Here is a 10,262-nt window from a genome sequence, read left to right as displayed (position 1 = left end):
GTCCGGCCCCGACTCCGGCCCGGACTCGACGGCGGGCGCCGCCTCCCCCACCGCCGCCTGCGCGAACAGGTCCTCCTGGGTGAAGTCGGCGATGCCGCTGACCCCCACCCCGAGAAGCCGTACGCCGCCGGTCGTGTCCACGGCCTCCAGCAGCCGCCCAGCGACCTCCCGGACCACCGCCGGATCGTCCGTGGGGCCACGCAGGGTCTCGGAACGGGTCAGCGTCGAGAAGTCGTACCGCCGCACCTTCAGCACCACGGTCCGGCCCGAGCGCCCGGCGGCGCGCAGCCGGGTGACGCAGCGGTCCGCGAGCCTGGCCACCTCCAGCCTGATCCGCACCCGGTCGTGCAGATCGACGTCGAAGGTGTCCTCCACGGACACCGACTTGGCGTCGCGCTCGGCGACGACGGGCCGGTCGTCGTGACCGGTCGCCATGGCGTGCAGCGAGGTCCCGTGCGCCCTGCCCAGCAGCCGCACGAGCTCGTCCTCGCCCGCCTCGGCCAGTTCCCCGACCGTGGTGATCCCGGCCCGGCGCAGGTGGTCGCCCGTGGCGGGGCCCACACCGGGCAGCGTCCGCACCGTCATCGGCGCGAGCAGCTCGCGCTCCGTGCCGGGTTCGATGAGCAGCAGTCCGTCCGGCTTGGCCTGCTCCGAGGCGATCTTGGCGAGCATCTTCGAGCCGGCCAGTCCCACGGACCCGGCCAGGCCGGTGACCGCCCTGATGTCCCTGCGCAGCCGCTCCCCGACCTGCCGGGCCTGGGCCGCGTCCGCGGCCGTCCCGCCGGCCTCGAGGTCCACGAAGGCCTCGTCGAGGCTGAGCGGCTCCACCAGCGGCGACAGCTGCCCTAGCAGCTCCATCACCTGGCCGCTGACCGCGCGGTACAGCGAGAAGCGGGGCACGAGATACGCCGCGTTCGGCGCGAGGCGGCGGGCCTGCGCCATCGGCATCGCCGAGTGGACCCCGAAGCGCCGCGCCTCGTACGAGGCGGTGGCGACCACTCCGCGCGGGCCGAGCCCGCCCACGATCACCGGCTTGCCGCGCAGACTCGGCTTCGCCGCCTGCTCGGTGGCGGCGTAGAAGGCATCCATGTCCAGATGCAGAATCGTCGGCGCGGTTCTCACATCTTCCGATGCTGCACCACGCCACTGACATCGGCTCCGCCTCGTCCCCAGCGGGCGGCGACGCGGGCTCCGCGGTGCGAGCAGCGTGCGCGCCGCTCAGACCGCTCTGTGACGCCGCCTGGCCAGCTCGTCCGCCGGGTTGTGCCCGAGCAGGGTCTCGCCGGTGTCCACCCGCTCGCCGTGCAGCTGCGCCAGGGCGCTCTCCACGTCCCGCCAGACCACTCCGACCGCGATCCCGAAGATGCCCTGGCCGCCCTGGAGCAGATCCACCACCTCGTCGGGCGAGGTGCACTCGTAGACCGTGGCCCCGTCGCTCATGAGCGTCATGCGCTCCAGGTCGTCGAAGCCGCGCGCCCGCAGGTGCTCGACTGCGGTGCGGATGTTCTGCAGGGAGACGCCCGTGTCCAGAAAGCGCTTGACGATCTTCAGGACGACGACGTCCCGGAAGCTGTACAGCCGCTGGGTGCCCGAACCGTAGGCTGGCCGCACGCTGGGCTCCACCAGACCGGTGCGCGCCCAGTAGTCGAGCTGCCGGTAGGTGATGCCCGCGGCCGCGCAAGCGGTGGGTCCGCGGTAGCCGACGAGCTCGGACGCCGGGCCGCCGGGCTCCCCCGGTCCGGGCCCGGCCATCTGCCGGTTCGCGGAAGCGGCCGCGTTGCCGTGAAGCGGATACGGACCGCTCTCCCCCAGACTCCGTCCGGGGGCACCCCCAGCCGTATCGTCGCCGGTGCTTCTCACGCCGACCTCCGTCCTTGACCTGCCTCTCGACGGTAGGCAGTCACTCGGGGTGCGTCAACGATCGCCACACTCGGCACGCCGAGTGATAATCACCCTTAGAGTGGTTTACCGTGCCCCCTGTTGGGGAAAGGCTACTCGAATGCCTTGACGGAGCCGCTTGCGGGACTCATCAAACCCGCCGAACAGGCGAGCAGAAGCGGTTCTTCAGATCCGCGTTCCACCGATCGGCCCAGACCGGCCTCCACCGTCACCCACCGGCTCCGCGGCCGGCTCCGGAGCCCGGTCACTGACTGCTCGTGCCGAAGTCCTCGGGGGAGATCTGGTCGAGGAACTCGCGGAACTTCTCCACCTCGTCCTCCTGCTCGTCCGGGATGGCGATCCCCGCGTCGTCCAGCACACCGTCACTGCCGTAGATCGGCGTTCCGGTGCGCAGCGCGAGCGCTATGGCGTCGGACGGACGCGCGCTGACCTCCACCCCGCTGGCGAACACCAGCTCCGCGTAGAAGACACCGTCGCGCAGGTCGGTGATGCGCACTTCCGTGAGCTCCTGGCCCACGGCCTCCAGCACGTCCTTGAACAGGTCGTGCGTCAGCGGTCTGGCGGGCGCCATCCCCTGCTGGGCGAAGGCGATCGCCGTCGCCTCCCCTGGACCGATCCAGATGGGGAGGTACCGATCGCCTCCCACTTCACGCAGCAGAACGATCGGTTGGTTGGAGGGCATTTCCACCCGGACACCCACGACGTCGAGCTCGTTCACACAGCAACCCTAGGACGTGCCCGGCAGGTTTGGGTAGTCGGGCTCCCCCGGCTCAGTGCAGCCGGACCCTCAGCGCGGTCTGCACAAGAGCGGCGTGCAGCCGTACGGTGAGGGTCGCCAGCTCCCTCGTGGTGGCCTCGGCTCGGGCCCGGGTCTGCGGATTGCGGTGCCTGCGCAGCGGCGCCACCACCTGCTCGACGAGGCCGGCCTCACGTTCCGCGGAGGCCTTCATCGCCCGCAGGTGGCGCGGTTCGAGCCCGAACCCGCCGAGCTCCGAGACGAGCCGGGCCACGGTCACCGCCTCGGCGTCGTAGGCGCCGTCCTCGTCGCGCGTGATCAGCCCGTAGGACTCCCACTCGTCCAGCTCACCGCTGTCGACCTCGGCGGCCGCCAGCAGCTCCTCGCGCCCCACCCGGGCGGCCGTGGGCCTGCGTTCCTCGGCCTCCGCCACGCCCAGCACGCCGTCCAGCGGCTGCGGGGCGGACGCGGGCGACGGCAGCCGCACGTCCTCGCCGCGCTCCAGGGCGTCCAGGTGCTCCCGGATCACCTTCAGCGGCAGGTAGTGGTCCCGCTGCATGCGCAGCACCTGGGACAGCCGCTCCACGTCCCGCGGGCTGAACTTGCGGTACCCGGACGGCGTCCGCTGCGGCTCGACCAGTCCCTCCGCCTCCAGGAAGCGGATCTTGGAGATGGTGACCTCGGGGAATTCCTCGCGCAACTGCGCCAGGACGCTGCCGATGCTCACCAGCCGTCCGCCCGGGGCGGCGGTGCCGCTTCCGGCACCGCCCGTCGGTGTACGCACCATGGACCTTCCCTGAGGGTCCCCCCGGACCGAGTCCGGGGGAGGGTCAGATGCCCTGCTGGCTCGCGTAGAAGACCAGCCGGTACTTGCCGATCTGCACCTCGTCGCCGTTGTGGAGCGCCACGGAGTCGATCCGCTCACGGTTGACGTACGTGCCGTTGAGGCTGCCCACGTCGGAGACGGTGAAGCCCTCCGGGCCGCGGCGGAACTCCACATGGCGGCGCGAGACCGTCACGTCGTCGAGGAAGATGTCGCTCTGCGGGTGCCGGCCCGCGGTGGTCAGGTCGCTGTCCAGCAGGAACCTGCTGCCCGAGTTGGGGCCGCGGCGCACCACCAGCAGTGCCGAGCCGACCGGCAGCGCGTCGACCGCCGCCTGGGCCTCCGGCGAGAGCGCGGGAATCGCGGTCTGGCCGGTCGCCTCGGCGTCGTACGCCTCGAGACCGGAGATCGAGATGGTGGAGGTCGTCTCGGACGGACGCTCCGGAGTGGCGCCCGCGCGCAGCGGCGCGCCACAGTTGGAGCAGAACCGGCTCGCCTCGGCGTTCCGGTGCCCGCACCTCGTGCAGACCGGCAAGGCAGACATCGAAGGACCCTCCTGATGCGGCTGGCCCGCAGAGGCGTTGGTCGCATACGGATCGGGGGAAAACCCTCCACCCGCACTTGAGGCTGACGATTCCTCGAAACCTATGCGGCCCGAGGCCGCAGGGTCAACAGAGGACGCGCCCCGTCCGCCCGGAATGTCACCACCCGGACCACCGACCTGGTCGCGGAACAGCGGACGCTCCGCGCCCTCCTGCGGCTCGCCCTCCGCGCGCGGCGCGCGGTGCCGAGCGCTGCCGCCCTCCTCGCGGGAGCTCTTGCCGAACAACTTCGCAAACAACTTCACGGGCGATTCCCCTTGACTGAAACAGACCCGCCCGTGGGGCAGGACGAACTCCGAATGCACACTGCCGACCCAGACACCTGCACAACGTCCGTATCCACCGGACAGTTTCCATCACGCGCCCCTGGTTCGGTGCGCCGACCCCCCGCTACTTCGTGCCCCCGTCCGGCACTCCTCATACGCCCCCGCCTCATCGCGACGACGACCGAGCGTAGTCAGGCCGCTTCGCGGACCGCAAGGCGTCCACAACGATCTTCTCCGACCTCGTCACCGTAGCGGTGGCCTGCTCCTTCTCCAGAGTCTGCACCACACCGCCCGGGATGTTCAGCGCCGGCTCCAGATCCGCCGGTTTTCCGATGACCTTGAAACGGTACGGCTGGCTCACCGCGCGGCCGTCGATCCTGATCCCGCCGTCGCCGTCGGCGAAGTAGGTGCTCGCCACGACCCGTACGTCGTTGATCTGGATGGCCTCCGCGCCCGCGGCGCGCAGTTCCTGGATCGCGTCGAGCAGCATGTCCGCCTCGACCGTGCCCACCGGGTCACTGATCGTGAGGTTTATCCCGGGCCCCTGGGCGGCCACCGTACCGGCCAGCACGCCGAGCTGACGCTCCTTCTCGACGGTCTGCCTGCGGGCCTCCTCCGCCTGGTCGGAGCTGTTCTCCAGCTCGGTCCGCTGGGCCTCCAGACGCTGTTTCTCGTCCTCGAGGCGCTGACTGCGGTCGTCCAGCTCGTCGAGGATGCGCACCAGGTCCTCCTGGCGCGCGCCGCGCAGGGCGCTGCTCTCACTGTTGGAGCGCACCTGGATGGCGAGCCCCAGTCCCAGCACGAACAGCAGGAGGGCGACGATGAGTTGGGCGCGGGTGATCCTGGGCGGCCACAGCCCCGCCACGAGGCGCTGCCGTCCGGTGAGGGCCTCGGGCTGCTCCTGCCGTGCCGAGGGGTCCTCGTCCGGCTCGGGCCGCTCGGGTGGCAGTTCCCGCCGCTCCAGGGGTCCGCGCAGCTCGACACCGCCGCCCGTGCCGGTGCCCGTGCGCTGCGTCCCGGGCTCGCGGAGCCGCTCCGCGGTGATGTTGTCGGCCGGGGGATTCTTGTCGCTGTGCTCGCTCATGGTGTCGCCCTCACGCCCGGAACACGTGCCGGCGGATGGCGGCTGCGTTGGAGAAGATCCGGATGCCCAGCACGACCACCACTCCGGTCGACAGCTGGGAGCCGACGCCCAGCTTGTCTCCGAGGAAGACGATGAGCGCGGCCACCACGACGTTGGACAGGAAGGAAACGACGAAGACCTTGTCGTCGAAGATGCCGTCCAGCATGGCGCGCAGTCCACCGAAGACCGCGTCGAGTGCCGCCACCACGGCGATCGGAAGGTAGGGCTCGACCACTGCCGGCACTTCGGGGCGGACGAGCAGTCCGACCACGACTCCGACGACCAGGCCCAGTACGGCGATCACGATGTGCCCTCTCCTGTGCCGGCGCTGCCCTTCTCGGCCGCGCCGGCGGTCGGCTCTGCGGTACGTACGATCAGGCTGGGCGCGGCAGGAAGACGCACCCCGGCCTCGGTCGAAATCCGGGTGCGAATCCCGTAGTTCTCCTGGAGGACATGCAGATACTGGCCGTCGACGCTGTCCTGGAAGGTCCTGCTCAGCCGCTGTCCGTCGCCCACGGCGAGCACCGTGTACGGCGGCACCAGCGGCTTGTTGTCGACCAGTATGGCGTCACCGGCCGCCCGGATCGCGGACAGGGCCGTCAGCCGCTGCCCGTTGATGGCGATGGCCTCGGCACCCGATTCCCACAGGCCGTTCACGACCCGCTGCATGTCCCGGTCGCGGACCCGCCCGGTGTCGGAGAAGCCGCTGCTCTCCCGGGGGCCGCCACCTCCGGAGTCGCTGTCCTCCGCGTCGTCGACGACGAGCTTCACGCCGGGGCCCTCGACCTCTGTCGCCCCGGCCAGCAGCCCCACGAGCCCGCCCTGGTCGCCGCCGTGGTTCCGGAGCGCCTCCCGCTGGCGCTCGCCCACGTCCTCGCGCAGGGCGTCGACGCTGTCCTCGAGGTCTTCGGTCGCCGCTGTCTCCGTCTCGATGCGGTCGATCAGTTCCTGCCGCTCCTTGGCCACGACGGGCGCGGTGACCTGGGCCTGCGCCGCTCCCAGCGTCACGACGAGGGCGGCGAGCACCAGACCGCCCGCGAGCCACAGCTTGGCCCGCAGGGTCTTGGGAAGCCGCTCTCCGTCCGCCGCGCGCCTGGCCGCCGCCTCGGCGTAGCCGTCGTCGAGGCTGTGGTCCATGACGTTGGTCAGCAGCGACATGGAGGCGTCGGGGCGCGCGGGGCGCGCCGGAGGACTGCTCCGATCGGGGGGCTGCTGCGACATGCCGCACATCGTCGCACGTCGCGACCGCTACCGCCGAATGGGCCCACCGGTGTGCCGGATACCTCCGCTTGGCGGTATCCGGCACACGGTGCCCGTTCGGTGCCGATCAGTGTCCGGCGCTGTCCACGATCGTCGACCACTCGTCGAGCAGCGCCTGGGCGGAGGCGTCGTCGGGACCCTCGGCCCAGAGGTGGGTGACGGCCTCCGCGGGGTCGGGCAGGACCATCACCCAGCGCCCGTCTGCCTCGACGACGCGCACGCCGTCCGTGGTGTCCACGGACCGGTCGCCGGCCGCCTCGACGACCCGCCGCATGACGAGGCCCTTGACGGCCCAGGGAGTGGCCAGGTCCCGCTTGTGCACATGGGCCTGCGGGATCCGCGCGTCGATCTGGCTGAGGGTGAGCTGTGTGCGCGCCACCAGGCCGATCAGGCGCACGAAGGCCGCCGTGCCGTCGAAGACACTGCTGAACTCGGGCACGATGAATCCGCCGCGGCCGTCGCCGCCGAAGATCGTGCCGTCCATCCGGCCGACCCGGGTGAGGTCGTCGGGCGAGGTGGTCGTCCACTCGACCTGCGTTCCGTGGTACGCCGCGACCTGCTCGCCGATCCGCGTGGTGGTGACCGGCAGCGCCACACGTCCGCTGCGGCGCTCGGCGGCCACGAGGTCGAGGAGCACGAGCAGCGCCCGGTCGTCCTCGACGATCCGGCCGCGCTCGTCCACCAGCGAGATGCGCTCGCCGACGGGGTCGAAGCGCACACCGAACGCGGCCCTGGACGAGGCCACGATCTCGCCCAGCCGCACCAGCCCGGAGCGCCGTGTCTCCGCGGTCTCCGTGGGCCGGGACTCGTCGAGACCGGGGTTGATCGTCAGCGAGTCGACCCCGAGCCGTCCCAGGAGGCTGGGCAGGACGAGTCCGGCGCTTCCGTTCGAGGCGTCGACGACGACCTTCAGTCCGGACTCCGCGATGCCCGTGGTGTCCACGCTCCGCAGCAGCGAGCCGGTGTAGGAGTCGAAGACGCTGCCCGGGAAGTGCAGGTCACCGATCTCGCCGGGGAAGGCGCGCCGGTACTCCTGGCGGGCGTACACCCGGTCCAGCTTCCGCTGTCCGGCCGCGGACAGGTCCGCACCGCGCTCGTCGAAGAACATGATGTCCACCGAGTCCGGCACACCCGGGGTCGTACGCACCATGATGCCGCCGGCGCTGCCGCGCGCCGTCTGCTGCCGCGCGACGGGCAGCGGCACGTTCTCCAGGTCCCGTACGTCTATGGCGCTGGCCTGCAGGGCGGAGATGACCGCGCGCTTGAGGGCGCGCGCGCCCCGTGAGTGGTCACGGGCCGTGGTGACCGAGGCGCCTTTCTTGAGGGTGGTGGCGTAGGCGCCGGCGAGTCTGACGGCGAGTTCCGGGGTGATCTCCACGTTGAGGATGCCGCTGACGCCCCGCGCTCCGAAGAGGTGCGCCTGCCCTCTGGACTCCCAGATGACCGAGGTGTTGACGAAGGCGCCGGCCTCGATCGTCTTGAACGGATAGACCCGCACATTGCCCTGGACGATCGATTCCTCGCCGACCAGGCACTCGTCGCCGATGACCGCGCCGTCCTCGATGCGGGCCGCCCGCATGATGTCGGTGTTCTTGCCGATGACGCAGCCGCGCAGATTGCTGTGCTGCCCGATGTACACGTTGTCGTGGACGACCGCCTTGTGCAGGAAGGCGCCCGTCTTGACGACCACGTTGGAGCCGACGACGGTGTGCTCACGGATCTCGGCGTCGGCCTCGACCTTGGCGTAGTCACCGATGTACAGCGGGCCGCGCAGCACCGCGTCGGGGTGCACCTCGGCGCCTTCCGCGACCCAGACGCCGGGAGAGATCTCGAAGCCGTCGATGTCGACGTCGACCTTGCCCTCCAGGACGTCCGCCTGGGCCTTGACATAGCTCTCGTGCGTGCCGACGTCCTCCCAGTAGCCCTCGGCGATGTAGCCGTAGATGGGCTTGCCCTCCTTCATCAGCTGGGGGAAGACATCGCCGGACCAGTCGACGGACACGTCGGCTTCGACGTACTTGAAGACTTCCGGCTCCATGACGTAGATGCCGGTGTTGACGGTGTCCGAGAAGACCTGCCCCCATGTGGGCTTCTCCAGGAACCTTTCGACCTTGCCTTCGTCGTCGACGATGGTGATGCCGAATTCCAGCGGATTCGGCACACGCGTCAGGCAGACCGTGACCATCGCACCCTTTTCCTTGTGGAAATTGATGAGCTCGGTCAGGTCGAAGTCGGTCAGGGCGTCACCGGAGATCACCAGGAAGGCATCGTCCTTCAACGCCTCCTCGGCGTTCTTCACACTCCCGGCAGTACCGAGTGGCTTTTCCTCGTTGGCATAGGTGAGTTCCATGCCGAGTTCTTCGCCGTCGCCGAAGTAATTCTTGACGAGCGAGGCGAGGAACTGGACGGTGACCACGGTCTCGGTGAGTCCATGCCGCTTGAGCAGCCGCAGCACGTGCTCCATGATCGGGCGATTCGCCACCGGCAGGAGCGGCTTGGGCATACTCGAGGTCATCGGGCGAAGGCGCGTGCCTTCGCCGCCGGCCATCACGACGGCCTTCATGTCGGAAGCGTCCTCCTTGGAGAGATGACGGTCCAGCCGACTTCGCCCGTCCACATAGGCCCACCGAGGTGCGACTCGGGTACACGACCCTTAAGGGCCACCGGCTTCAGCGAGCTCAATCGGCCACTGCGTCCGCCCTGACGAGACGGCGGACCTGGACCACATACAGCATCCCTGCCCACCAGTACAGCGTTGTACCCCATCCGGCGAACGCCCATCCGAAAATAGCAGCGAGTGACGGGAGCCAGCCAGTTCCGTCACTGAGGAGCAGCAGCGGGAACGCATACATCAGGTTGAAAGTTGCAGCCTTGCCGAGGAAGTTCACCTGGGGCGGCGGATAGCCGTGCCTACGGAGAATCCCAACCATCACCAGCAGCACCAGGTCACGCGACAAGAGCGCGAGAGTCAGCCACAGGGGCAGGATCCCGCGCCAGGTGAGCCCTACGAGGGTCGACAGAATGTAGAGCCGGTCGGCGGCGGGGTCGAGGAGCCGGCCGAGGCTGCTGACCTGGTTCCAGCGCCGTGCGAGCTTTCCGTCGAGGTAGTCGCTCACCCCGCTCAGCATGAGGACCAGGAGGGCCCAGCCGTCGCTCTTGGGGCCACCGAATTCGGGCCGCAGGATCAGCCACAGGAAGACGGGGACGCCGGCGAGACGCGCCATGCTGAGGATGTTCGGGATGGTGAGGACCCGGTCGGTCTGAACACGGGTCTCCTGGACCTCCACCCGGGGGCCTCCTGCGATTTCGAGCCGACGATGCTACCCGACCCTACCCCTCGTCTCGGTGCCTTCTCGCACAGGGTCCCGGCCACTGTCCCGAAACACGCGGTGGGCCGGGCCACGGTTACCCGACGACGGCCAAGGATCCCTGAAACGCGGAAAAGCCCCGGGCACAAGGCCCGGGGCTTCCCGGAATAATTGTTCGGCGGTGTCCTACTCTCCCACAGGGTCCCCCCTGCAGTACCATCGGCGCTGAAAGGCTTAGCTACCGG

General features: G+C 69.9%; 10 protein-coding genes. All 10 read right to left on the bottom strand.

Going from position 1 to position 10,262, the window contains the following annotated elements:
- On the bottom strand, nucleotides 1-1,122 hold a 1,122-nt coding region (locus GUY61_RS28750; RefSeq protein ID WP_166633178.1), incomplete at its 3' end, for a DNA polymerase IV.
- Nucleotides 1,123-1,218: 96 nt separating this feature from the next.
- Nucleotides 1,219-1,860, bottom strand: coding sequence for a MerR family transcriptional regulator (locus GUY61_RS28745; protein WP_313896918.1), 642 nt, complete (start codon nucleotides 1,858-1,860; stop codon nucleotides 1,219-1,221).
- Between the two features lie 283 nt (nucleotides 1,861-2,143).
- Entirely contained in the window at nucleotides 2,144-2,617 is a 474-nt protein-coding gene (locus GUY61_RS28740; RefSeq protein WP_006144119.1) for a bifunctional nuclease family protein, read from the bottom strand.
- A gap of 52 nt (nucleotides 2,618-2,669) precedes the next feature.
- Complete coding sequence (locus tag GUY61_RS28735; protein WP_166633176.1) at nucleotides 2,670-3,422, bottom strand: MerR family transcriptional regulator; 753 nt, start codon at nucleotides 3,420-3,422, stop codon at nucleotides 2,670-2,672.
- Nucleotides 3,423-3,465: 43 nt separating this feature from the next.
- The gene (locus GUY61_RS41970) at nucleotides 3,466-4,365 is read right to left on the bottom strand and encodes an FHA domain-containing protein (protein ID WP_166633175.1); all 900 of its coding nucleotides are present in this window, start codon (nucleotides 4,363-4,365) and stop codon (nucleotides 3,466-3,468) included.
- 127 nt (nucleotides 4,366-4,492) lie between these two features.
- Nucleotides 4,493-5,410 (bottom strand): DUF881 domain-containing protein, encoded by a 918-nt coding sequence (locus tag GUY61_RS28725; RefSeq protein WP_243766820.1) that lies wholly within the window; start codon nucleotides 5,408-5,410, stop codon nucleotides 4,493-4,495.
- A 10-nt stretch (nucleotides 5,411-5,420) separates the two neighbouring features.
- Nucleotides 5,421-5,753, bottom strand: coding sequence for a small basic family protein (locus GUY61_RS28720; RefSeq protein WP_067272827.1), 333 nt, complete (start codon nucleotides 5,751-5,753; stop codon nucleotides 5,421-5,423).
- Entirely contained in the window at nucleotides 5,750-6,670 is a 921-nt protein-coding gene (locus GUY61_RS28715; RefSeq protein WP_166633174.1) for a DUF881 domain-containing protein, read from the bottom strand. Before GUY61_RS28715 ends, GUY61_RS28720 begins: the two co-directional genes overlap by 4 nt.
- 106 nt (nucleotides 6,671-6,776) lie before the next feature.
- Complete coding sequence (locus tag GUY61_RS28710) at nucleotides 6,777-9,272, bottom strand: mannose-1-phosphate guanyltransferase (protein WP_166633173.1); 2,496 nt, start codon at nucleotides 9,270-9,272, stop codon at nucleotides 6,777-6,779.
- 115 nt (nucleotides 9,273-9,387) lie between these two features.
- A complete protein-coding gene (locus GUY61_RS28705; protein WP_166633172.1) occupies nucleotides 9,388-9,996 on the bottom strand; it encodes a CDP-alcohol phosphatidyltransferase family protein in 609 nt (202 codons plus the stop codon).
- Between the last annotated feature and the right edge of the window lie 266 nt (nucleotides 9,997-10,262).

This window comes from Streptomyces sp. GC420, from assembly GCF_009916105.1.
In the GTDB taxonomy this organism is placed as follows: domain Bacteria; phylum Actinomycetota; class Actinomycetes; order Streptomycetales; family Streptomycetaceae; genus Streptomyces.
The sequence above is the reverse complement of the archived record's forward strand: the minus strand, read 5'-3'. Positions and strand labels throughout refer to the sequence as shown.